The sequence below is a fragment of the Arthrobacter sp. TmtSoilC79 genome (assembly GCF_059739405.1).
In genome coordinates this window covers 4712774-4736380 of the sequence record NZ_AP046051.1, presented here as the reverse complement: position 1 = coordinate 4736380, position 23607 = coordinate 4712774, and the positions used below count along the sequence as shown (strand labels likewise).

Annotated in this window: 22 protein-coding genes and 2 tRNA genes; 9 read left to right on the top strand and 15 right to left on the bottom strand. The window is 62.0% G+C overall.

Annotated elements, in window-relative coordinates:
• Positions 1-150: 150 nt before the first annotated feature.
• The 4 genes from AC6JA3_RS21805 to AC6JA3_RS21790 all read left to right on the top strand — a co-directional run bounded on the left by AC6JA3_RS21805 (position 151) and on the right by AC6JA3_RS21790 (position 1355).
• On the top strand, positions 151-855 hold the full coding sequence (locus AC6JA3_RS21805) for a DUF3566 domain-containing protein (RefSeq protein WP_026541007.1): 705 nt from the start codon (positions 151-153) through the stop codon (positions 853-855).
• 113 nt (positions 856-968) lie between these two features.
• Positions 969-1042 (top strand) — tRNA-Ile (locus AC6JA3_RS21800).
• A 47-nt stretch (positions 1043-1089) separates the two neighbouring features.
• Positions 1090-1209: a DLW-39 family protein gene (locus AC6JA3_RS21795; protein WP_209320078.1), complete on the top strand. Its 120-nt coding sequence runs from the start codon at positions 1090-1092 to the stop codon at positions 1207-1209.
• A gap of 70 nt (positions 1210-1279) precedes the next feature.
• Positions 1280-1355 (top strand) — tRNA-Ala (locus tag AC6JA3_RS21790).
• Between the two features lie 290 nt (positions 1356-1645).
• Here the strand turns inward: AC6JA3_RS21790 and AC6JA3_RS21785 are convergent.
• Entirely contained in the window at positions 1646-3643 is a 1998-nt protein-coding gene (locus AC6JA3_RS21785) for a glycoside hydrolase family 84 protein (RefSeq protein WP_497920612.1), read from the bottom strand.
• Positions 3644-3761: 118 nt separating this feature from the next.
• Here AC6JA3_RS21785 and AC6JA3_RS21780 point away from each other — a divergent pair, with 118 nt between their 5' ends.
• A complete protein-coding gene (locus AC6JA3_RS21780; protein ID WP_497920611.1) occupies positions 3762-4670 on the top strand; it encodes a DMT family transporter in 909 nt (302 codons plus the stop codon).
• A 39-nt stretch (positions 4671-4709) separates the two neighbouring features.
• Here the strand turns inward: AC6JA3_RS21780 and AC6JA3_RS21775 are convergent, their stop codons facing one another.
• Both AC6JA3_RS21775 and AC6JA3_RS21770 read right to left on the bottom strand, forming a co-directional pair.
• Positions 4710-5585 carry a glycosyltransferase family 2 protein gene (locus tag AC6JA3_RS21775; protein WP_026541005.1) on the bottom strand — a complete coding sequence of 292 codons (876 nt, stop codon included), beginning with the start codon at positions 5583-5585 and terminating at the stop codon, positions 4710-4712.
• Between the two features lie 141 nt (positions 5586-5726).
• Complete coding sequence (locus tag AC6JA3_RS21770) at positions 5727-6707, bottom strand: hypothetical protein (RefSeq protein WP_497920610.1); 981 nt, start codon at positions 6705-6707, stop codon at positions 5727-5729.
• Between the two features lie 153 nt (positions 6708-6860).
• On the opposite strand from AC6JA3_RS21770, the gene AC6JA3_RS21765 reads away from it, so the two are divergent.
• Together AC6JA3_RS21765 and AC6JA3_RS21760 are read left to right on the top strand one after the other, a co-directional pair.
• Complete coding sequence (locus AC6JA3_RS21765; protein ID WP_026541003.1) at positions 6861-7403, top strand: peptidylprolyl isomerase; 543 nt, start codon at positions 6861-6863, stop codon at positions 7401-7403.
• A gap of 21 nt (positions 7404-7424) precedes the next feature.
• Entirely contained in the window at positions 7425-8279 is an 855-nt protein-coding gene (locus tag AC6JA3_RS21760; protein WP_497920609.1) for a rhomboid family intramembrane serine protease, read from the top strand.
• 149 nt (positions 8280-8428) lie between these two features.
• Here the strand turns inward: AC6JA3_RS21760 and AC6JA3_RS21755 are convergent, their stop codons facing one another.
• From AC6JA3_RS21755 to AC6JA3_RS21725, 7 genes are all read right to left on the bottom strand, one after another.
• A complete protein-coding gene (locus AC6JA3_RS21755; protein WP_497920608.1) occupies positions 8429-9049 on the bottom strand; it encodes a GyrI-like domain-containing protein in 621 nt (206 codons plus the stop codon).
• 835 nt (positions 9050-9884) lie between these two features.
• A complete protein-coding gene (locus AC6JA3_RS21750) occupies positions 9885-10484 on the bottom strand; it encodes a DNA-3-methyladenine glycosylase I (RefSeq protein ID WP_497920607.1) in 600 nt (199 codons plus the stop codon).
• Positions 10485-10576: 92 nt separating this feature from the next.
• Positions 10577-11293, bottom strand: coding sequence for an alpha-ketoglutarate-dependent dioxygenase AlkB family protein (locus tag AC6JA3_RS21745; protein WP_497920606.1), 717 nt, complete (start codon positions 11291-11293; stop codon positions 10577-10579).
• On the bottom strand, positions 11290-11919 hold the full coding sequence (locus AC6JA3_RS21740) for a methylated-DNA--[protein]-cysteine S-methyltransferase (RefSeq protein WP_497920605.1): 630 nt from the start codon (positions 11917-11919) through the stop codon (positions 11290-11292). Before AC6JA3_RS21740 ends, AC6JA3_RS21745 begins: the two co-directional genes overlap by 4 nt.
• Entirely contained in the window at positions 11916-12464 is a 549-nt protein-coding gene (locus AC6JA3_RS21735) for an RNA polymerase sigma factor (protein ID WP_497920604.1), read from the bottom strand. Before AC6JA3_RS21735 ends, AC6JA3_RS21740 begins: the two co-directional genes overlap by 4 nt.
• Complete coding sequence (locus AC6JA3_RS21730; protein ID WP_497920603.1) at positions 12464-12973, bottom strand: methylated-DNA--[protein]-cysteine S-methyltransferase; 510 nt, start codon at positions 12971-12973, stop codon at positions 12464-12466. The genes AC6JA3_RS21735 and AC6JA3_RS21730 overlap by 1 nt, the downstream gene beginning before the upstream one ends.
• 45 nt (positions 12974-13018) lie before the next feature.
• On the bottom strand, positions 13019-13273 hold the full coding sequence (locus AC6JA3_RS21725) for a cell division protein CrgA (protein WP_026540995.1): 255 nt from the start codon (positions 13271-13273) through the stop codon (positions 13019-13021).
• Positions 13274-13430: 157 nt separating this feature from the next.
• Here AC6JA3_RS21725 and AC6JA3_RS21720 point away from each other — a divergent pair, with 157 nt between their 5' ends.
• Both AC6JA3_RS21720 and AC6JA3_RS21715 read left to right on the top strand, forming a co-directional pair.
• Positions 13431-14258 (top strand): class E sortase, encoded by an 828-nt coding sequence (locus AC6JA3_RS21720; RefSeq protein ID WP_497920658.1) that lies wholly within the window; start codon positions 13431-13433, stop codon positions 14256-14258.
• A 170-nt stretch (positions 14259-14428) separates the two neighbouring features.
• On the top strand, positions 14429-15067 hold the full coding sequence (locus AC6JA3_RS21715; protein WP_026547255.1) for an aminodeoxychorismate/anthranilate synthase component II: 639 nt from the start codon (positions 14429-14431) through the stop codon (positions 15065-15067).
• 187 nt (positions 15068-15254) lie between these two features.
• On the opposite strand, the gene pknB is transcribed toward AC6JA3_RS21715, so the two are convergent.
• Genes pknB through AC6JA3_RS21690 form a run of 5 tightly spaced genes read right to left on the bottom strand, consistent with a single transcriptional unit; the run spans position 15255 to position 23607 of the window.
• Positions 15255-17177, bottom strand: a complete 1923-nt coding sequence (pknB, locus tag AC6JA3_RS21710; RefSeq protein WP_497920602.1) for a Stk1 family PASTA domain-containing Ser/Thr kinase — start codon at positions 17175-17177, stop codon at positions 15255-15257.
• Between the two features lie 10 nt (positions 17178-17187).
• The gene (locus tag AC6JA3_RS21705; protein ID WP_497920601.1) at positions 17188-19035 is read right to left on the bottom strand and encodes a protein kinase domain-containing protein; all 1848 of its coding nucleotides are present in this window, start codon (positions 19033-19035) and stop codon (positions 17188-17190) included.
• The gene (locus AC6JA3_RS21700) at positions 19032-20489 is read right to left on the bottom strand and encodes a penicillin-binding transpeptidase domain-containing protein (RefSeq protein ID WP_026540989.1); all 1458 of its coding nucleotides are present in this window, start codon (positions 20487-20489) and stop codon (positions 19032-19034) included. The genes AC6JA3_RS21705 and AC6JA3_RS21700 overlap by 4 nt, the downstream gene beginning before the upstream one ends.
• Positions 20486-21913: an FtsW/RodA/SpoVE family cell cycle protein gene (locus AC6JA3_RS21695; protein WP_026540988.1), complete on the bottom strand. Its 1428-nt coding sequence runs from the start codon at positions 21911-21913 to the stop codon at positions 20486-20488. Before AC6JA3_RS21695 ends, AC6JA3_RS21700 begins: the two co-directional genes overlap by 4 nt.
• A complete protein-coding gene (locus tag AC6JA3_RS21690; RefSeq protein WP_497920600.1) occupies positions 21910-23607 on the bottom strand; it encodes a PP2C family protein-serine/threonine phosphatase in 1698 nt (565 codons plus the stop codon). Before AC6JA3_RS21690 ends, AC6JA3_RS21695 begins: the two co-directional genes overlap by 4 nt.

The window sequence follows — 23607 nt, the reverse complement described above, 5'->3', positions numbered from 1 at the left end:
AGAGTCAGAAGACGGACTCGACGATGACGTAACGTTGGCTGCAAACGACGGCGCCTCTGAGGCGACCGTGACGGCCGAAACGGAAAACGACGCAGACCCGGAAACTGAAACGGGCGCGGAGCTGAACGAAGACAACACCGGAGGTAACGAGTGAGTAATTCCGACTCATATCCCAAGCCGAGCACAGGTGTCCCCGGCGGACTCCGGCAGCCCTCAGGCAGCGCCCAGGCAGGAACGCCCGCGCGGCCCCAGCAGCGTCCCGGATCCGGGGCTTCCGGATCCGATGCCGCAGGCGCACGACCCGCAACCGGGACCGGCTCCGGGCAGCGTCCTACCGGTGCTCCCGGCCAGCGGCCGGCCCAGTCGGGTCAGCGTCCCGCCCAGGGTGCTCCCGGACAACGCCCGGCGCAGCCCGGACAACGTCCCGCCCAGTCGGGTCAGCGCCCCGCGCAGGGTGCTCCCGGCTTGGTAAAGCCTGCCCCCAAGGCAAAGGTTCGCCGCGCACGCCTGCTGGTCAGCAAGGTGGATCCTTGGTCCGTGCTGAAGATGGCATTCCTCCTGTCCGTTGCACTGGGCATCGTCACCGTAGTGGCTGCCATCGTTCTGTGGACTGTGCTGGATCTCACAGGCATCTTCAACCAGGTGGACAGCCTCCTTGGCACCTTGGCGGGATCAGAAGGCAGTGGATTCGAACTGAAGAAGATTGCCTCGCTGGGCCAGGTAGCGTCCTTTGCCACGATTATTGCCGTGGTGAACGTGGTCCTGCTGACGGCACTGTCCATGCTTTCCGCCGTTCTCTATAACATTTCCGCAACGTTGGTTGGTGGCGTCGGCGTCACCCTGACCGACGACTAAGAAAAATCCGCGGAATTCCGCCCAAAGAGGCGGAATTCCCTCTCGGAAATGCCTCGATTTGAGATCGGGCCGGGATGTGCTGTACAGTCATATCTCGGCCCGATGAGGCATCGGGGCGTATAGCTCAGGCGGTTAGAGCGCTTCGCTGATAACGAAGAGGTCCCAGGTTCAAGTCCTGGTACGCCCACGGAACCGAAAGAGGTTCAGGTAAAACTGAATCGGAATGAGGTACTTGTGAAGAAGTTGCTGGTAGTTGTAGCAGCGGCAGTCGCAGGTGTCCTGGTCTATAAAAAGGCGCAGGAATCCGAGGCCCGGAAAGATGTCTGGAGCAAGTCAACCGACACGGTCGACTAGCCGAAGGGCCCGGTCCGAACTGGTAATTACCAGCCTGGACATGGGGTATGATTGACGGGTTGCTTCTTATGGGGGCATGGCGCAATTGGTAGCGCACCTGCTTTGCAAGCAGGGGGTTCGGGGTTCGAGTCCCCGTGCCTCCACCATAAGAAAAGTCCCGGTCAGAAATGACCGGGACTTTTGCTTTTAACCAGAAGACCGGGTGCTCTTAACTAACCAGAAGATGGGGCGTGTTGATTATTCGGCAGGCCAGAGAACCCCGGGGAGTGGTCCGCTCACGGGTAGGGGCTACAGTCCGCAGGTCCCAGCTGTCCCGCAGTTCGCAGGACCCAGCTGTCCTGCAGTCCCGCAACCAGCTGTCCCGCAGTCCGCAGGATCCTAGCTGTCCCGCAACAGGCGCTCAGCAACCAGCGCCCAGCGCCCAGCAATCAACCGTTCAGGCTGCCGGAACCTGCTGCAGGGCGCGCTCGATGAAAGCCGCCAGCTCGTCGTTGCCCAGGACGGGGGTCACAACGCCGAGCTCCAAGGTGGGCTGTGTCTTGGCTCCGGCTGTCTTCAGGGCACCCTCCACGACGGACCGGGCCGCAGTAGCGGCTTGCGTATCCCCGCGCTTGGCTGCCTCCAGCATGGTGATCGCCTCTTCCACGCCCCGCCCGTACTCCGACGCCGCTGCAATCCATGCAGTGCCATCCTGCGCGAATCCGGGCTCGGCCATGCGTGGCAGGAGCGTGGGAAGCTTTTGAAGCAGCCCAGCACGGTTCCTCAGTGCCGCCGATGGTGACTTGCCGGCGTCGTACTCCGACCAGAACTGGTCGATATCCCGGCGAAGCTCCGGTGCTGAGGGTGTGAGTTCGTCGTCCTGCCAGTCCTGGTTCAGGTCCACGAAAGCCCGTACGGCTGCCCGCACTTCGGGGTCGGGGCCTGCGAGCAAGGACAGCGCGGCATCCATGGATGGCCCGGGCTTGTACGCAGGCCCATTCCAGGAGAGATCTGCGTAGTTGAAGATTGCCGGCAGGGAGAGGTAGGGCTGGATCATCGGGTTGGTGACGATTCCCTTGATGGATCGATGAAGGTCGGCGTCCCTGCCAATCACGGGCGCCAGGAAGAGATGGTCCTGGGAGAAGTCATTAACCGGATAGTTGTCCCAGATGACCAGGCTCCGGGGTTTGCCGGGTGACCCGTAGGTATCGCCCGCAGTTTCCGCCGATTTCGTCGTGATCCGGTGGGAGACCACGTCTTCACCCGTCCACTGCACCACAATTTCGGGGTTCAGTGCGCGGCCAAGTTCTTTCTTGTACGGCGTGCTTCCGGATCCGTTGTAGAAGGTGGGGACCGTTTCGAGCGGCAGGACACCTGCTTTGCCGGAGATGAACTTGGCATTGACGTCATTGACGAACGATGCCTGCGCTTTCGCCAGGTTCACCTGTCCGGCGCCGAATTCCCGGAGGTCCTCCGCGCATTGGACCTTGGTGGCGATGTCGTCCAAGGGAATCACGAACGAGCGCACCCCCAGCGAATACAGGGATTCAAGCTTTGCCACTGCATCCTCAAGGTCCGCTTCACGGGAATAGCAAACGTCAATCCCCGGCGAGAGGGCGTAACTGAACCGGACGTGGTTGGCGGCCGCGGCGTCGATCAATTCCCGCAGCTCGCTGAGCTCCCTGTCCGAGTACAGCTCACGCCATTTGTCCCGGAGCAGGGGATCGTCTTTGGGCGAATAGATGTAGGTGTTCATTTTCTGGCTGCCCGCAAATTCAATGACATCCAAACGGGCTTCGTGGGACCAAGGCGTTCCGTAGAAGCCCTCGATCACACCACGTGTTTCCATCAGCGGCCAGTCACTTACCCGGACCGGGGCCACAGCGCCGTCCTTGAGCACCTGCCGGAGGGTCTGGACGGCGTGGAAAACGCCGTCGTCGTCGCGTCCGGCGAGAACCGCCGTCGGAATCCCGTCGGACTGTCCGGTCGCGATCGAATAGCCTTCAGCACGTCCAAGGGCATCACGGACTGAGGAGTCGCCGTCCACTTGCAAGGCTTTGAGGACCGGGCCCACCGCGGACTCAGTGCCCAGGTGGATGGCCGATGACCCTTCCTGTGGGGAGGGAAGGGCTGTCACAACCTCCGCGGTTCCTCCTGAGGCAGCAACGAGGTCCCGGACGGCGGCAGTCGAGGCCTGGTCCGTTCCGGCGGGTGCCACAACGTACACGTGCCCGGTGATGGGGACCGGGGCCCCATTCCCCAACCGGGCGTGCTGAGGTACCGGGAAGATGCTTGGAACACCTGTACTGACTTCGGCTCCGCCTGGACCATCGGGACGCTCACGTGAAACAGCGAACCAGCCGGCGGCAACCAGGGCAGCTGCGAGCAACCCTGCCACCAGCAGCAGAAGAGACCGCCGGCGCTTGGTGCCGGAGCCGGCGGGTGCGGTGTTCAATCAGATAACCCCTTGGGTACGCCGTTACCGGCTCACTGGAATGTTGAGTCAAGACAATCACACTGTTGGAGCATCAGATAGGGTCTGGAACGCACCCGCGCCCCACTAGTGTTGATCCGTGACCCTTCTCATTGCCGCCCTGGGTGTCCTGGGTGTCGCCTCTTCCGGACCGCTCATCGCGGGCACCCTGGGAGCTACTTCAGTGACGGCCTTGGCGATCGCTTTCTGGCGGAACGCGATTGGTGCCGTCGTCATGGCAGCTCCGGTGGCTATCCGCGAGCCGAAAGCGTTCAGCAGGATCACCCGGCGGGAATTTGGCTGGTCCACTGTCGCTGCCGTCGCACTGGCCTTCCACTTCGCCTGCTTCATTACCGCCCTCCAGTTGACGTCGGTGGCTGCCGCTACGGCGTTGGTGTGCCTGCAGTCCGCGTGGATTGCAGTGTTCCAGCTATTCCGGGGAACGCGGCACCGCTGGCCGGTATTGGTTGGCTTGGGCATCGCTTTCGGCGGAGTCGTGGCCATCACGGGATTCGACATGGGCTCATCCCCTGAAGCACTGCTGGGTGACCTCTTGGCCCTGGCAGGCGGAGCACTGGCCGGCCTCTACACGCTGGCGGGAGGAAAGGCCCGCCAATCCATGGGAACCGGTACCTACACCACGCTCTGCTACGGCATGTGCGCGGCGATTGTGGCGGTGATGGCTTTGTTCAGCGCCCAGCCACTGACAGGGTTCGACGCCGGAGGCTGGCTTGGCATTATCGCCATCACCGTTTGCGCGCAGTTGGTAGGACACACGGCCTTCAACCACTTGCTGGCCACAATGAGTCCGCTGCTGGTGTCCATGATCATTCTGCTGGAGATTCCGGGCGCTGCGATCCTTGCAGCCGTCTTCCTTGCTGAGACCTTGCCTGCCGGGACCTATGCAGGACTGGCGCTGATCCTGGTTGGCCTGGCTGTAGTTGTCGCCGGGCAGCGGCGGGGCCGGGCTGAAGCAGACCGACGCGAAGCCGGGTTGGGCACTGACTGAGGATCCGCCGTCGGGCGCGGGCGCTTTGTCGCTGTACCGCTAAAGGCCACCGCGGCGGGCGCCCTGCGCGGCGTTGGACGTGTGGATGGCGCGGAGTATCTTGGCCGGGAAATATACCGAAAAGAACACCACCATGGGTGCTTTGAGTGCCATCTTCTTGACGTTGTGGGCCTTGTAGGTCCTGTCGAAGCGCTGCACGTAGTAGCGGTAATCGCGGGGTGAATCCTCCAACCGGCGGGCGGACATCCCGGAAACCATCTGTGGCACATACTGCACCTTGAGGTCGTGCTCGAAGAGGTGCAAGGAGAGATCGATATCCTCGTGCATCTCATCCTTGGGGTCCAGGCACGCTTCGTCGCGGATGGTCTCCCAAGCTGAACGTCGGAGAGCCATGTTGGAGCCGAAGAGGAAATGGTACTGGTGCTTGGCCAGGCGCAGCATGAGTTGGCGCATCTTGTCGTCCGCCTTGAGGCCGAAGCGGCGCATGGGCATGTCGTAATAGACAACAGGACCCGTTGCGGCAGCGACCGACTGGTCCATGAACGCTTTTTGGACCTGTTCAACCCAATCCGGCTCCAGGACGGAATCCGCGTCGATGCGTCCCACCACCTCGCTTGTGGCGTTGTTCAGCCCATGGTTGCGGGTGGGAATCAGCCCCTGAAAGGCTTCCTGGCGCAGGAGGATAATGGGGCTCTCGGGATATTCCTGCTGCATCTGGCGCACGATACGTGCGGTCCGGTCCGTGGAGAGGTTGTCCACCACGATGATCTCGTCAGCAGGAACGGACTGGTAAATGGCCGCGATGAGACACTGGCGAATGACGCTTTCTTCGTTATACGCCGGGATGACGATGGACACGCCCGGGGGCACCGGACCATCCTGTTGGGCACCCGCAGAGGGTCTATCGGCTGACATCACTCCAAATCTAACACCCGGGGCCGCGCCACCCGCGGAGGCTTTGGTTACAAGCCGGCAAACACTGAAGGGATCCCGGCCATGACCGGGATCCCTTCAGTTTGTTGACGTATTGGCCTGCTCAAGGCCTCATGTCAGTGCTTAGTTCTGTGCACCTTTGGCATCGGAGTCCGAGCCTTCAGAGTCCTTGTGCAAGCTGGCCGCAATGTTCTTCACGGCAGTCTTGGCGTCGGTTGCCACCTTCGCAGAGGAGTCCTCAACGTTCTTGAAGGCATCCTTGGTGGCCTGCTCTGCCTCAGCCGCGGCTTCCTCAGGGGTGATGTCGGCGGTGCCGGACCCAGTGGACGCGGCGGCCGTTGCTGATGCCGGGGCATCATCCGCTGCCGAAGCAGCTGCCGGGGCAGCAGGAACCGGAGCCGGCGTCGGCGTGACCGGGGAAGGCGTCTTCCACGGGTCTTCCACAGGCTTGGAAGCCTTCCAGGCCGCAACACCGGCGGCAGCGGCCGCAGCAATGACGGTCACGATCAGCCAGCCGCGCTTCTTCGGCTTGGGCTGCTCCTTCACCAAAGCGGTGGAAACTGCCTTGCCGGCCTGATCCGTAACAGCCTTGATGTGCTTGCCTGTAGCCTGGGCCTGCTCCTGGACACTGTGTACAACGCCGGAATCGACCAGTTTCTGCGCCACGGCATCAACTTGTGCCGGTGCATTCTCCAAAGCGTGGTGAACGGCTACCGAAGCCTGGCCCAATTGCTCGGACAGCTTGGGCAGGTACTCGTCCACTACTTTGTCCCGGGCGATGCCGAGGGCCGGAGTGGCTTTGTTGAGCGTCTCCTGGATCCTGGGCGTTGCGTCCTCCACTACGTCATGGATCTTCGGCGCAAGGTGCGCCAATCCATCCTGAATCCGCGGCGTAACAACAGCAACGCCGTCGGCGAGGTTGTGCGCCGCGGACTTCAGCCCCTCTTGGATCTTGGGGGAAGCGGTATCAATGCCGTGCTGGATACGCGGAACAGCCCAGTTGACAGCGGCTTCCACACGGGGTGCCGCCCAGTCGCGGGCGTTGTCTACACCGGCCACAACGGATTGTTCGAGGTCGCGGGCAATACGGTCTGATTTCTTCACAACTACCTCCCGATACACATGCTCGTTTGTTGCTAGCCTACGTCGCTTGGCGAACACCGGCTATTCATCTGCCGGATTCGTCCCGGATTTCACCGAGCGCGGAACCGGCTTTACAACTGCACCGGCGTTGACCCTGCATGGAAGAATGGGGCCATGACCATCGCAACCGCAAAAGCAACGATCCACACGACCCTCGGCGACATCAAGGTTGACCTCTTCGGCAACCACGCGCCCAAGACGGTCGCCAACTTCATTGGCTTGGCCACGGGCGAAAAGTCCTGGAACCACCCCGAGACGGGCGAGGACAAGACCGGAACGCCGCTGTACGACGGCACCATCTTCCACCGCATCATCAAGGACTTCATGATCCAGGGCGGCGATCCCCTGGGTCGCGGCGTTGGCGGACCGGGCTACCAGTTCGACGACGAGATCCACCCCGAGCTGACCTTCAACGCTCCCTACAAGCTGGCCATGGCCAACGCCGGCATCCAGATGGGCAAGGGCACCAACGGGTCACAGTTCTTCATCACCACCGTGAACACCGACTGGCTGTTCGGCAAGCACAGCATCTTCGGTGAGGTCACCGATGAGGAATCCCGCAAGGTTGTGGATTCCATTGAAGCCGTCCGTACCGGCATGGGCGACCGCCCCGTCGAGGACGTCGTCATCAACAGCATCGACATCGAACAGCTCTAGTCACACCCTGAACCTGAGCTCATGAGTTACGGAATCCCGTCGGCAGAGCCGTCCGCTGATATTCCGGTGTGCCCCAGGCACCCGGACAGGCCCTCCTATGTGCGGTGCCAGCGCTGCGGGCGCCCTGCATGCCCCGAGTGCCAGCGGGCGGCCGCCGTCGGGTTCCAATGCGTTGATTGCATCAACGAACAAAAACGTACGACGCCGGTCTACCGGTCCCCGTACGGCGGCGCCCTGGCTGGGGGCAAGCCTTTGGTGACGTACACGATCATCGGCCTGTGTCTGTTGGTCTTTGTCCTTCAGTGGCTTGTGCCCGGCGAGGCAGTGTTCCAAAACTTCGCCTTTGCCAACGTTTTTGCCGATACTGAGCCTTGGCGCATGCTCACCGCCGCATTCCTGCATTCCCAGGGATTCCTGCTCCACATTGTCCTGAACATGTACACGCTGTGGATCTTCGGACAGGCCCTTGAGCCCTTGCTCGGGCGGATCCGATTCCTTGCCGTGTACCTGCTGTCCGCGATCGGCGGATCAGTGGGCTTCCTTTTGTTGACTCCCGACCGGCCCGTGGTGGGCGTCGTGGGTGCTTCGGGTGCCATCTTTGGCCTCTTCGGCGCCATGCTGGTGGTCCAACGACACCGGGGCGGCGAAACCAAACAACTCTGGGTCCTGATTGCCATCAATGGTGCCATCGGCTTCTTTGTTCCCAGCATTGCCTGGCAGGCGCACCTGGGCGGTCTGATCACAGGCGGTCTCGCTGCTGCAGTGATCGCCTATGCCCCTCAGGGCAAGAACCGGGGCCTCCTCCAAGCCGGCGGCCTCGTTTTGGTGGCTGGCCTGTTGGCTGTGGCCACGTGGTTCCGCGTCACCTCCGGCTGACTAGCCGCTCGCTTTGGCTAACTGCGCCGGCTGATGGGGTCGGGCCCGCTTGTCTTGACCGCGCCAACTGACTTGACCGCGCTGGCTGCTTAGCAGCACCCGGCGATGGGGTCGGGCCCGACGGGAAGTCGTTTCCGGCTGCTGCCCTCTTAGCTTTCAGCCGGCCTGACCGGCTGCCGCAGTATCGTCTTGAGCTTTTCGGGAGCCGTGCGGCGGGGATCACTGAGGTAGATCTCGTGGTGCTTGCCTGTCATGGCCAATGACTGCCCGGGAATGAAGCTTCCATGCATCTCCTGGAGGACCGGAGCTTCGTCGTCGTAGGGCCCTATATGAAGTGTTTGCACACTCATGCCTTCCTCAAGGTGCTCCAAGCGGAGAGCGTCCCACGCGACGGCCTCCCCCTTCCCGGCAACGGCCTCGCGTGCAGCTGCAAAATGATCCGGTCCGAGCCATTCAGGGACCATGATCATCAACGTCCAGTCCCACTGGGACTTGTCCCTGGCCGAGGTGAAGGACTCCATGTCATCGGCCCACCACAGGGCTTCCAACGGCATCACAGCATAATCCCGCCCCAGCTGCTCTTTGCTGAAGAACTTTAGCTTGTAGGCCACCGGATAGAGCGTGAGCAGAGCGTCCTTGTATGCCTGGGAGCCGTTGGGATCACCATGGCCGTCAATCATCAGGAATTGCAGTTTGGGGACTGTAACCACCGCGAATATCCCGGGTTTGGCGCTGTAGGTGGGGACCAGTTTCTTGAAGTCGCTCTTCATGGGACCACGGTACGCCGCCGGGTGGCCGCATGTGGCGGCCCGGTCCCCACCCGGTGCAAGGGGGGCCGTAGTTATTGGTTATCCACAGCTGTTATCCACACTGTGCGTAACTTACAAGCGTGTAGTTAGGTCCAAAACCCTCTTCAAGAGCCGCCAGATCCGTAGATATCCCCCGAATGGCATGAATTTCTCCACACCTGTGGATAACTTTGTCCCCGTCGGGTGCAAAAATGTGGACAAATAGGGCTTGATACCAACAACTGTGGACAACCCTGTTAATCACTTCCAGGAGCACCGTCTATCAACAGGCTTATCAACATTGTTAATAACTTACAAAGGTGTAGTTCACCACTCGGGAAGGCCCCTACGGTCCGTCATGGCGCGGATCTGCGTCGTGAAACCCACAAGTTTTCCCCATCTGTGGATAACTTGTGGGTAGGCGGTTGTTATTAAGTGGGTAACCCACGAGTGCTCGGTGGACTTGGCGTCGACTTCATCGTCCTTCGCTGTGGAGTCAGGGGATTCCGAGTCAACCTCGTTGATGTGGTGTTGTCCCCGGAAGCTCCCCCCAAAGCAAAACCGGCAATCCCACGGTGTTGAACTTTGAGTGAAGCTTGGATCACTATCCACAGCACCGTACACAGTGGGTATAACTGTCCTCGCCGCAGATAGTGCGCAAATTTGGCGCCAATCCGGCGATCATGGGGGCATTTACATGGATGTCCACAGAGTTTATCCACGCCTGTGGATAAAGTTGCGCACTTCTGTGGACAAGAGCCGGGGATATGAGCCAAGGATGCCCTTCGGCGATCCGACGGCCCTGTGAGCCGGGAGCTTAGACCCACACTCCTGAGGATCCACGGCGATGACTGTCCAAGAGGTGGGTGTCGATGATGCCGATTGCTTCCATGAGCGCGTACATGGTGGTGGGCCCAACAAACGCGAAGCCCTTCTTCCGGAGTGCCTTGGACAGCGCAATCGACTCAGGAGAAGTGGTGGGGATGTCTGCAAAGGTATGCGGTGCCGGGGTGGTCTCAGGTTGGAAAGACCAAACAAAGTCCACCAGCCCGCCCTCTTCGCGCAGTGCAATGGTTGCTTTGGCATTGGTGATGGCGGCACGGATCTTGAGACGGTTCCGAACAATGCCGGCGTCCATCATGAGACGTTCAACGTCCTCTTCAGTGAAGGCTGCAACGCTCTCTGGATGGAAGTCCATGAACGCCGCCCGGAATGCTTCCCGTTTCCGGAGAATAGTGGCCCAGGAAAGCCCCGCTTGGAACGCCTCGAGACTGATGCGCTCGTACATGCCCTGCTCATCCCGGACAGGCATTCCCCACTCGTGATCGTAGTAAGCCCGCATAAGAGGGTCTGAAGCAGCCCACAGGGGCCGTGCAAGCCCGTCTTCACCAATGACGGTGCCGTTGTCCGGACTCATGCATGCTCCTCCGCGGCCGAGGTTGCTGGAACCCCGGCCAGTTGTTGTGCCTTTTGGAGATATTCTGCCGTGTGGCTCTGACATTCAGGGTTCTAGGACAACCCCGTGACCCTCATGGTGATATTGATTCTGCCGTGCGTGAGGCCACAATCCTTCGGAGCAGTTCCGGGGAAGACTTTGGGAATGCCATGAAAGGCAAACCTGGAAGGCCCACCGAAGACGAACAGGTCTCCCGAGCGGAGGCGTACATCCTTGTACGGCTTGGTGCGGGTCTCCGTATTGCCGAAGCGGAAAAGGCAGTCTTCCCCGATGCTGAGGGACACGACGGGCGCCCCGGAATGTTCGTCCTTGTCCTGATGCATACCCATGGCAGCACCGTCGTCGTAGAAATTCACCAGCGCGGCGTCCGGTGTGTAGTCCTTGGCGACGGCACCCAGGCCTTCCTCACCGTCGATTCCGGACTTATAGGCGTCTGCAACGGCTTTCCGCCCCAAACGAACCATCCAATCAGGGAAATCCAGCACGGGGCGGCCGTTGACGTCGGTGGCTTCCCGCGTGTACTTATACGGTTGCCAGTGCCACCCAAGGCAGACGGTTCGTACTGACATCTTGCGGCCGCCCGGAAGTGTTGCGGCCCGCAACGGCACGGGCCCCTGCGTCCATTCACCGAAGCGACCCACAATCCACCGCTGCTGTTCGGCCGTGAGCCAGCCGGGAACATGAACCGCACCCGGGGCAATCAGCCGGGGTCCGGCGTCGTGCGCTTCTGCCTGGACCAACTCCAACGGGAACAGGGCGTCGTCGTTCACGCTGCTGCCTCCAGGATCAGCAGGGCGCGTTTCGCCTCCGGCCCGCCGAGGTAGCCGCCAAAACTGCCATCCGATTTCACTACCCGGTGGCACGGAATGATGACGGGAAGCGGGTTGGTGGCACAGGCGGTTCCAACGGCCCGCACAGCGTTGGGGCTTCCCGCGGCCGACGCCACCTGCGCATAGCTTTCGGTGCGCCCGTAGCCAATCCGGGGCAGGTGCTGCAACACATTGAGCCGGAACCCACGGGACAGGCGGAAGTCCACGGTGAGATCGAACTCTTTCCGGCTGCCGTTGAAGTACTCCTCGAGTTGCCATGCGGCATCATCCAACCGCGCCGGCGCTTGAAGAATGCGGGGGCTGATGGTTTCGGACAGGCGCTGCAGGACCTCGGCATGGTTTTCCACATCAAAGGCCACCCTGACTATGCCCCGGTCAGTGGCAGCCAACAGCAGTTTTCCCACAGGTGAGTCCACTACCCTGTAGGCGACATCCAAGGTGTGGGTCAGTTGGGCGTCCCGGGCAAGGCGGGCGCGGAGGCTCTCAAGTGCGGGCTCCAGCCCGGCATCGAGGGGTTCCAGGAGGGACAGCACGTCCAGGCGGTCAGTGGTTGGGTCAAGGGTCATCGGATTTCTCCCTTTGGAAGTGAATGCACCAGCGCAGGCACATCAACCAACGCCGGTAGAGAAGCCAGTGCATTGCGAAGGGCTTTGACGCCGTCCGCTCCAGCACGCCGTGCAGCCTCAGGAGTACCCCCCAAAAGTGTGGCAATGTCCTTATAGGGAAGTCCGGCAAGGTAGTGATACGCCACTGCCTGCCGCTGTTTGGGGGGAAGCTGGTTCACCGCGTCCAACAATTCGGCATGGTCCGCTCCGGGAATGCCAAGGGGGGAAGGGTGTTCAGGCGGGGAATCCACCGGGACTGCACGCCGGTTGCCCGCGCGCAGATGGTCAATGCATTTTCGGTGGGCGATAGTGACCAGCCAGGCCTGCACGTTGGCCTCCTGTGGAAGGCCCGGATAAGCCTGAAGGGCAGCAAGGAAGGTATCAGACCAGGCGTCGTCGGCGTCGTGCACTCCCAGGACCGCGCGGCATACCCGCAGGACGGTGGCGCCCTGCTCCTCTACCACCGTCTCAAAAGGCTTCTTGCTGACCGCCTGCCTCTTACCCATTAGAAGAGCTTTCCTTCTTTCACTGCAGCAGGCTCTTCCAGTTCAAGAAGGTAGCGCTTGTTCCGAAGACCGCCCGCGTACCCGGTCAATTGGCCCGTACGTCCCACCACGCGATGGCACGGAATGATGATGCTGATGGGATTGCGGCCAACAGCCGAACCTACGGCCTGTGCCAAGTGCGGATCCCCCAATTCAACGGCCAACCCGCCATAACTGACGGTCTCGCCGAAGGGGATATCTTGAAGGCGCGCCCAGACCTTCTCCTGGAAGGGATTTCCGTGGGCTTGGAGCGGGACATTGAAAACAGTGCGGTGGCCACCCAAATACTCGCCAAGTTCATGCCGGGTATGGGCGAAAACCGGATCCTCAAGCCCTGCGGGGACCCCGAAGTAATCGGGAGGAGGCATATGCCAGTGGCCCTCGTAGAAAATGCCCGTCAAGAATTCCCCGCTGGCAGTCAACGTCAACTGTCCCAACGGGGAATCCATGGTGGTGTGCCGGATGCTCATATCTTGTAGACGTCCACGGGCACGCAGATGTGAGGTGCAGGTTTCCTAGGAGCGCCAGCGCGTGGTCATCAGGAAGCCCACGATCGCGATGCCGAAGCCGGCAACGATGTTCCATGACGCCCAGTCGCGGACCGGGAACTGACCCTCGGTGATGTAGAAAGTGATGATCCAGATGAGACCGAGGATCATCAGTCCGAACATGACGGCCTTGTACCAAACCGGGTTTGGCTTGTACTGCTGCGCTGTGGAAGCCTGCTGGTCCTGACGGGCAGGCCGCTTGCGGGGCTTGGACTCGGGCACGGATCCTCCTTGGCTGTACGTTGATACCCGTTCCAGCCAGCCTTGATATCCTGCAGGAAGGAAAATTCCAGCGGTTAACGGCCACGCGGCGTTCCGGGTTGGTTCTAGCTGTCAAGTCTAGCCGCAACCGGGGGCCCGCCCGCCGCGCCCGCGCCCGATCCAAGGAGACGCTGTGGCGCATCAGCAGACGACGGCGGCCTCTGCCGTGCCGTCCGGGCGTCGGGGGCAGGAACAAGCTCCCCGCAAGCGCCTCCGTGCTTCAGACGTCGTTCGAATATTCAGCCGGATCCTGGGCGAACTGCTCATCACCGGCGGCGTTGTCCTGCTGTTGTTTGTGGGCTGGCAACTGTGGTGGACCAACGTCGAGGCGAACGCCAAGCAGACCGAAGCCATCCAGGAATTCTCCCACCAGCTCACCGGGCCGGTTGCTCCGGCAGAATCGGCCAACCCGGCTGACTTCGGTGATCCCGTAATAGGTACAGCCCCCGGCAATGGGCAAACGATCGGGATTATGTACATCCCCCGCTTCGGTGCCGACTACACCCGTCCCATCATCGAAGGAACCGGCGCGGATGTCCTGGACACGCTGGGCCTTGGCCATTACGGAAGCACCAGCATGCCCGGCTCCATCGGCAATTTCGCGGTGGCAGGCCACCGGCAAACGCATGGAGCCGTCCTGGACAGCATCCATACGCTGGTTCCCGGGGACAAGATCTACGTTCAAACCGTTGACGGGTACTACACCTACGTCTTCCGCAACAACCAAATCGTCCTCCCCAACCGGACCGATGTGTTGCTGCCCGTCCCCACCCAGCCGGGTGTCGCGCCGGAAGAAAGAATCCTGACCATGACCAGCTGCAACCCGCGCTTCGGGTCGCAGGAACGCATCATCGCCTACTCCGTGATGGAGGGGTGGCAGCCCGCATCAGCAGGACCGCCGTCGGAAATTGCCGCCCAAGTAGCCAAGGCACAAGGAAAGGGGTAGCGGATGTACGCATGGATTTTCCGCAACTTGCCGGGACCGGTCTGGGTACGGATCCTGACTTGTTTGGTACTGGTGGCAGCAGCCCTGGTACTGATGGTCCAGTTCCTTTTTCCCTGGTTCTCCCAATTCACCAGTTTGACTGACTCAACGATTGGTTTAGTGCAGCAGCCATGAGCACAAAAATTCTTGTAGTGGATAACTACGACAGCTTCGTCTACACCTTGGTGGGATACCTCCAGGAGCTCGGAGCCGAGACCACCGTGGTCCGCAACGACGACGTGACACTCGCCGAGGCCACCGAGCTCGCAGCAACCCGCGACGGCGTTCTCGTCTCGCCGGGTCCAGGCACCCCTGCGGAAGCCGGCGTCTGCATAGAGCTCATCAAGTGGTGTGGTGAGAACAGCAAGCCGATGTTCGGCGTTTGCTTGGGGCATCAGGCCCTGGCCGAAGCATACGGCGGCGTAGTGACCCATGCGCCTGAGCTCATGCATGGCAAGACATCTCCCGTGCAGCACGAAGGCAAGAGCGTTTTCGCCGGACTCCCCTCGCCTGTCACGGCAACGCGCTACCACTCCCTCGCCGCGGTTCGCGATTCCATCCCGGACGTCCTGGAGATCACCGCTGAAACCACCAACGGCGTAGTCATGGGTCTCCAGCACCGGACAGCACCCCTCTGCGGGGTCCAGTTCCACCCGGAATCGGTCCTCACGGAAGGCGGCTACCAGATGCTCGGCAACTGGTTGGAGTCATTGGGCATGACCGGAGCGGCTGAACGCGCCTCCAAGCTGAGCCCGCTGATCAAGCACTAGTTGGCGCGGCTGCGGCGGTCGGCAGCGGCCGCCGCCCTCCACGTGCTAGCTCGTTCCTCGCTTTGACGCACGCTTCCGGGCGCCGGCCCGCTGCCTTCGGTCGGACGTAGCCGCGGCCTCGGCGTGCCAGCTCGTTCCTCGCTTTGACGCACGCGGAGGTTGGCGGTCGCGGCGGGCGGTCCTCCCGTTACTTCTTGGTGGGCGTCGGTTTGGGGGTCGGCTTGTCCGTCTCGGTTTCCGTTGGAGTCGGAGTGGGTGTGGGGCTGGGCGCGGGGGCCTTGGCTACCGTGACGGTGACCGACTTACCCTGATCCACTTCGGTGTTGAACGTTTCGCTCTGGGCGGTCACTGTGCCTGCAGCCACCTCGGAGTTTTCCTGCTCCACCACCACCATCGGCAGGCCATTTGTCTTCAGTGCGGCTTCCGCCTCGGCGAGGGGCAGGCCTATCAGCTGGGGCATGAGGACCTTGCCGGAGGAGACCTGGAGCTCCACCTTGGTGCCGATGGCAATGGCTCCGCCGGGGGCCGGGCCGGTGTTGATCACCAGTCCGATGGGGACGGTAGCGCTGTGGGTCCGGACGGTGACGATGTCACCGGTAATGCCCAATCTGCGCAGGGAGTCACGTGCGTCCGCCTCTGTCCGGCCCACGATGTCCGCAGGAATGGTCACTGAGTTGGGTCCGCTTGAGATCTTCAGGACAACTTCGGCGTCTTGATCCAACATGGAACCGGCCGTAGGCGACGTGCCGATGGTCATGTCCTTGGCCACCGTATCGCTGGCCTCCCGCACGCTCTTGGGAACCAGTTTTGCTGAGTACAGTTCCTGAATTGCCTGGGATTCCGACATATTGGCCACCACGGGCACGGCGATTTTCGCCGGGGGCGGTGGCTGTGTGTTCATGAGGTTGTAAAGCCAGAAACCGCCGCCTGCCAGGACAATGACCGTGAAGATCACCAGGGTAGCGATCCAGGTTCGACGGCGTTTGTTCTGTCCCGCTGACCGCTCGCGCTCCGGTGGGAGGCCCAAGGGAAGCGGCTCATCCGGCTGCTGGTCAACAGGCTCGTCCCTGTACTCGGCGTCCTTGAATTCATCCGCTGACAGCAAACCGACAGCGGTGGAGCTCAGGAGCTGGGTAGCAGGGTCCTCTTGATCCACGAGGTCGTTCGGATCTGTAGGCGCCTCACTGGCCGGCAGAGCCGGAACTGGAATGCCGTTGCTTGCAGCGCGGAGTGCGCGCCGGAAGGACGAAGCGTCCTGGAAGCGGTCTGTCCGGCTCTTCTGAAGAGCCTTGGCCAGGACCGAATCGAGGGCTTCGGAGACATCGGGGTTGTGGGCGCTGGGCATGTCCGGGATTTCACGGACGTGCTGGTAGGCCACGGAGACGGGACTGTCTCCAACAAAGGGCGGCCTGCTGGTCAGCAGCTCGTAGAGGAGGCAACCAGCTGAGTAGAGGTCGCTGCGGGCGTCCACGGTTTCGCCGCGGGCCTGCTCCGGCGAAAGGTATTGTGCCGTGCCTACAACTGCCTGTGTCTGGGTCATGGTGGCAGCGGAATCCGCCATGGCACGCGCGATGCCAAAGTCCATGACTTTGACGTCTCCCGTATCTGCGCAGACCATGACGTTGGCCGGTTTGATGTCGCGGTGGACTATGCCTGCGCGATGGCTGTACTCCAGGGCCGCAAGGACACCGAGGGTGAAGCCGATGGAATTCTCAACCCCCAGCTCGTTCGCCTTGATCATGTCCCGCAGGGTGCGGCCGGCCACGTATTCCATGACGATGAACGGGACACGGACGTCCTCGCCGGGGCCTCCGGGCACGGAGTATTCGCCGGTATCGAAGATGGCCACGATTGACGGGTGGTTCAACGCCGCTACAGCCTGGGCTTCGCGTTTGAAGCGGGCCTGGAACTGGGGGTCACGGGCAAGATCTGCACGCAGGATCTTGACCGCAATGGTCCGCCCCAGCAATGTATCCGTTCCGCGGTATACGTCCGCCATCCCGCCACGACCGATCAGGTCACCGAGTTCGTAGCGGTCATTGAGGATGCGCTGTGAAGACACAGGTGTGCTCTCCTCTCGATGCGCGGGACCTTGGCGGGGGGTAGACATGGCGGATCAGTTATTTACTCGGGCTGCCGCTGGGGCTGGCGCTGGAGGAACCGGGGCTGGTGGGTGCGGCAGCCTTGGACAGGAAGTAGGTCACAGTGGAGCCCTCGGGAACCTCGGCCCCGGCGGCAGGTGAAGACCTCACGAACGTGCCCGGCTGTTGGCCCACGGCTCCGTTGACGGGATCTCCAGCTACCCATCGCAGGCCGGCGCCTTCGATCGCAGCCCGTACCCGTGCCTCGTCGACGCCCACTCCGATGGCAGGAACTGCGACTGTCGCGGGCGCCTGCGGACCCTTTGAATACTGCACAGTGATCACTTCGCCGGGCTGAACAGCACCCGTTGGATTAATGTCGGTCACGATGCCGACTGCAGCATCGTCATCGAAGACCTGCTCGCCCCTGACCTGGAGGCCGAGGGCGGCGAGCTGGGCGCTGACGGTATCAAAGGGCTTGCCGAGGTACTCAGCGGAAATCAAATTAATGGTCTGCGGTGTCGACTGCGTCGGCGTCGGAGACGGCGCCTCAGACGTCTGCGTTGGTGTTGGCGTAGCCGAGGTGGATGTAGGGCTCGCCGTCCGGCTCTGGCTTGCAGAAGTGGACTGGCTCGGGCTGGGGCTGGGTGAGAAGAATCCGGACTGCGAAATCAGGAATCCAACCAGCGCAAACAGCACCAGCAGGATCAAGGCAACCAAGGGCCAGGTCCAGGGGCTGCGCTTCTTGCGTTCGGGATCGCGATCGTCGAAGTTTTCCTCTTCGGTGTAGGCGACTTCCTCTTCGTCGTTCAGCTGGCGCTCTGCTTCGAGTGCATTGGCGCGTGACAGCGGGTGATCAGAAGAGGCAGCTGCTGCTCCCAGGGCAGCACCGGCTGCACCTGCGCCCAGCACCGGAAGTGCGGAGGTCGCCGTCGACGACTGCTCCTTACCGTAAGGCGAGGTAACGACGCCGGTGGGGGCCGTTGCGGTGTCCACCGGCGCAGTGATGGGTCCGGTAGTGGACTCGAACAGCAACATGCCGGGTACGGCGGCATGGGCCGTGGCGATGTCGCCGTTGCGGATGGCGTCGGCGGCTTCGGCCAGCTTGATGGCGTTGGCGGGACGGTTCTTGGGGTCCTTGGCCAGCATGGACATCAGAAGGGCCCGCACGGGAGTGGGCAGGGTTTCCGGCAGGGGCGGCGGAGCGTCGTTGACTTGTGCCAAAGCGATGGCGATCTGCGATTCGCCGGAGAACGGACGGTGGCCGGTGAGGCACTCGTACCCAATGACACCCAAGGAGTAGATATCCGAGGAACCAGTGGCGGTCTGGCCGGTTGCCTGCTCGGGAGCCAGGTACTGGGCGGTGCCCATGACCTGGCCGGTCTGTGTCAGCGGAACCTGGTCTGCAAGGCGTGCGATGCCGAAGTCGGTGACCTTGACCCGGTTGTCAGGGGTGATCAGCAGGTTGCCCGGCTTGATGTCCCGGTGGACCAGGCCCTGCGCGTGGGCAACTGCCAGCGCCCGTGCGGTCTGGGAAATGATGGACAGGGTCATGTCCGGGGACAGCACCTGCTCGCGCTCAAGGATTCCACTCAAGGGATGTCCAGGAACGAGCTCCATGACCAAATAGGCCGAGCCGGCTTCTTCGCCGTAATCGAAGACGTTGGCGATGCCCACGTGGTTGAGCAGCGCGGTGTGACGTGCCTCGGCACGGAACCGCTGGAGGAAGCCGGGGTCGCCCGTGTATTCCTCTTTGAGCACCTTGATGGCAACGATCCGGCCAAGGATCTGGTCCTTGGCCTTCCAGACCTCGCCCATGCCGCCAATCGCAATGCGACTGGTCAGTTGGAACCTGCCGCCGAGTGTGATTCCCGAAGTAGGCCTCACTTATTCAACACCGCCTCAAAAATCTTCTTTGCGTTCGGACTGGTTAGCTGGGCACCGCTGAGCACATCCACACTCTCCATGACAATGGTGACTGCTACCTGCGGATCGTTTGCCGGGGCGAACCCGGTAAACCATGAGTTGTTCAAACCTGAATCACCGAGTTCGGCTGTACCGGTCTTGCCGGCCACCTTCACGCCGGGCACTGCAGCACCCTTGGCAATGCCGTTGTCCACGGCACTGGTCATCCACTCGGTGATCTGTGCCGCGATGGGCTGCGTAGTGCTGGTGCGGAGGGCCTCGGGCCTGAGTTCGCTGATGACGCGGAGGTCCGGAGCGCGGACCGTCTTGATCAGGTTGGGCTTCATTTGCACTCCGCCATTGGCGATCGCCGCGGTCATCATGTTGATCTGCAGCGGAGTGGCCTTGACGTCGCGCTGGCCCACGGAAGACTGTGCGAGCTGGGCCTGGTCGAGGTCCTCAGGGAAAATGCTCGGGGCCTGCTGGAGCTTGAGTTGATCGCCGAAGGTCTCACCAAAGCCGAACTTTTGGGCTTGCTCCCGGATGGCATCCTGGCCGAGGTCCAGCGCAATGCTGGCAAACGGTGTGTTGCAGGACTGCTCCAAAGCAAAAGCGAACGACGCCGTCTCCCGGACATTGCAGTTACCGCCGGCATAGTTGGGCAGGCTCGCACTGGAACCAGGCAACGGCAGGGCGCTGGGGTTCGGCAGCTCGCTGTCCTTGTTGTATTTGCCCGAGTTCAGCGCAGCAGCAGTGTCGATGAGTTTGAACACCGAGCCCGGGGAAAGCAGGTTTCCCGTGGGGCCGCTGACGTTCTGGTTCAGGTTGATGCCCGGGACCTGGTTCAGTTCTGCATAGCTCGCCGCTGCGGCGGTGGTGTCATGGGTTGCGATCAGGTTGGGGTCGTAGGACGGCTTGGAGACCATCGCCAGGACAGCACCGGTCCTGGGGTTGGTGACCACGATGGATCCGCGCTGCCCATCGGGGATGAGGTCGAAAGCCAGTTTTTGGATTTCGGGGTCCAAGGTCAGTTCCACCGACGCGCCCTTGGGCTCGTTGCCCAGGAACATCTGGCTGATGCGGTCCAGGAAGAGTTGGTCCGAGTTTCCGGCCAAAGTATCGCCCATGGACTGTTCAAGACCCGTCGAGCCGAAGCCCTTTGAGAAGTAACCCGTGATGCCTGCGTAGAGTTCGGGCTCGTTGTACTTGCGCTGGAACGCGCAGGACTCGGTGCCGGTAACAGACTCGGCAACCGGCTTGCCCCCCACGATGATCGCACCGCGGTCGTTGCAGAATGAGGCGAGGATGGCGCGCTGGTTCCAGGGGTTGGCATTGAGATCGTCAGCGCCAATGACCTGGACATAGCTGATGGCGCCGAAGATCAACGCAAACATGGCGACGGCTGCCATCCAGGAGCTGCGAATAGCCTGGTTCATTGTTGCTTCACCGCCTCTGTTGGTGCGCTGGGTGTCTGGCCTGTGGTCGGTTTACGTGCGGGCGCGCTGCTGCTGGCCGGGGATTTGCCCACCATGGGTGTGGTGTCCACCGGCCCGCGGGCCGTATTGGAGATCATGAGCAGCAAACCCACGATGATCCAGTTGGCCAGGAGCGAGGAACCACCGGCTGCCAGGAACGGCGTGGTCAGGCCGGTCAAGGGAATGAGCCGTGTGACGCCGCCGATCACCACGAAGCACTGCAGGGCGATCGCGAAGGACAAACCGCATGCCAGCAACTTTCCGAAAGCATCGCGGGTGCCAAGGGCAGCACGGAAGCCTCGGGTAAAGAGCAGCAAATACAGCATGACGACGGCGAAAAGACCGATCAGGCCAAGCTCCTCGCCGATGAGGGCCACGATCATGTCGCTGTTGGCGAAAGGAACCAGATCGGGCCGGCCTTGGCCAAGCCCTGTTCCTACCAGGCCGCCATCGGCCATGCCGAACAAGCCCTGGACGATCTGACCGCTGCCGCCCGGGGACCTGCCGAAGACCTCAGGGGTGAAAGCATTGATCCAGCTGTCGATGCGGAAGGCCACGTGGGAGAAGATCTGCGAGGCGATGAAGCCGCCACCGAGGATCAACAACAGGCCGATGACCACCCAGGAAATACGGCTGGTGGCCACGTAGATCATCACGATGAACAGGCCGAAGAAGAGAATGGACGACCCGAGGTCGCGTTGGAAGACCAGGACGCCGATGCTGACCAACCAAGCGGTGATCATGGGCCCGAGGTCCTTGAAACGCGGGAACTGCATGGGGCCGATCTTGCGGCCGGCCAAGAGGATGAGGTCCCGGTTCGAGGAAAGATACCCGGCGAAGAATATTGCCAGCGTGATCTTGGCGATTTCGCCTGGCTGGAAGGTCATGGGACCAACACGGATCCATACGCGGGCACCCAGGATTTCACCGGCGGAAATGCCCGGGATCAGGGGAAGAACCAGCAGGAACGCACTCGCTGCCAGCGAAATGTACGTGAAACGGCGCAGAATCCGGTGGTCCTTGAGGAACCAGATCACGGCGATCGAGACAGCCATGGCGATCAGGGTCCAGCGAAGTTGGTTGTTGCCGGTATCGTCCCCGGGCCCGTCCATGCGGTGGATCAAGGCAAGCCCCAATCCGTTGAGGGCCACGACGATAGGAAGTATTACCGGATCGGCATACTTCGCCCGGAGCCGGAGAACCATGTGGAAGGCGAAGGCCGCGACAGCCAGCAAGCTCGACTGGAACCAGAAGTCACGGTCCAGTCCGACATCGGAGTTGATGCTGACCAAAGCACTTGCGCCGACACCGACGGCGAGGGCCAGGACTATGAGGACAAGCTCGACATTCCGGCGCGGTTTGGGAGCAGTATCAGTCTGGATCATTTGGCCGCCTCACAGGGAGTCGGGGTGGGCGTAGGCGTGGCGACGGCCGCAGTACTCGGAACCGGCACAGTGGCGGTGGGCGACGGCGACGGCGACGGCGTGGCTGTCGCCGTCGTGGTGGGGCAGTTGGCCGAAGCGCTGCCCGTGTTCTTCAAGTTCTCCACAATGGCCTGCGCGTCGTCGAGGTCACCCGCGGGAACCGTCTGGTGCACGCTCTGCTGGCCGTATTCCGGCAATGAATCCACCCTGATGTCGGTTACGGCCTCGAGCCGGGAAAGCTGAATGGGGCCGAGTCGTTGCGAAATTCCATTGAAAATTGCCACGCGCTGATCGAATTCGCCCACGTAGTAACGGGTTTGCGTCCAGGCATAGCCGAGCCAGAGCCCAACCACTACGCCTACTACAAGCACCGCGGCGACGGCCGGCATCAGCCAGCGGACGCGGCGCCTGACGGGCTCGTCCTCTTCCACGCGATCCTGTTCGGCCTTGTGGGTCAGTACAGTGGCAGCCCTTCGGGCAACGGTGCGTCCCGCCACCGTGGGGATGGAGCCGGTCTCCGCAGCCGTTGCCGCGGCACCGACCAATTCATGGGGACGGCTGGCCAATTCTTCGCGCAGGACCTCGGCCGACAGGTGCTCGCCCAGGTGTGGATCAGTGGTGGTGGGAGGTTCTTTGGACTCGTCCGCGGATGAGGATGCCTCATCCGCTTCCTCGTCTGAGTCACTGGGGTCACCGGCACTGAACGACGATCCGGCGTCGGCCTCCCGGGCTGCTTTCGCCCTGGAGTCGGAGATCGCATCTTCAGCGGATTTGGTGGCGGACGGACCTTCGGAAGACGTGGAGCCAGTGACCGGAGCGGGTTCGTCAACTACGGCAAGCGCCGCAGCAGGAACGACGTCGACGGCGGCCGTGTTGACGTCGTCGTCGGTCTCTTCCACAATCTCGAGCATCACGACGGTGACGTTGTCCGGGGCGCCGGCTTCCAGCGTGAGGTCAACCAGGATCTCAGCGCATTCGCGGAGGTCCTTGGTCTCGCGGACCATGCGCTCCACAACATGCCCGGCTACGTAGTTGAGGCCGTCGGAGCAAAGGAGCCAGCGTTCTCCCGGTTCTACATCAAGGACGTCAAGATCCAGCTCGGGGCTGGCATCGACGTCGCCAAGGACGCGCATCAGCACGTTCTTGTGGGGATGCGTTTCGGCTTCCTCCGGACGAAGGCGTCCCTCGTCAATGAGGCGCTGCACGAACGTATGGTCGATGCTTACTTGCTCGAACTTCTTGTTACGCAGCCGGTAAGCGCGTGAGTCGCCGATGTGCGCAAAATGGAGCTTGCGGTCTTCCAGCAGAAGGGCAGTCACGGTAGTTCCCATGCCGGAAAGCTTGGGGTTCTGGTGAACCAGTTCCGAGAGCAAGGAATTGGCGGTCTGGATCTCGTCCGCGAGGACGGTTTCGGCGCCGTCGGGATAGTCGTCGTGGTCCAGGTGGATCATGTCCAGGACCGTTGAGGCCGAAGCAACGTCACCGCCGGCGTGACCACCCATGCCATCGGCAACCACCGCCAGATGACGCCCCACATACGCGGAGTCGTCATTCTTGGAGCGGATCCGTCCGACGTCGGAACGGGCTGCGTAGCGCATGATCAGTGGGCGCTCCGCAGGCGTTTCCTTGCCTTCGGGGGTCTCGGGGGAGGCCAT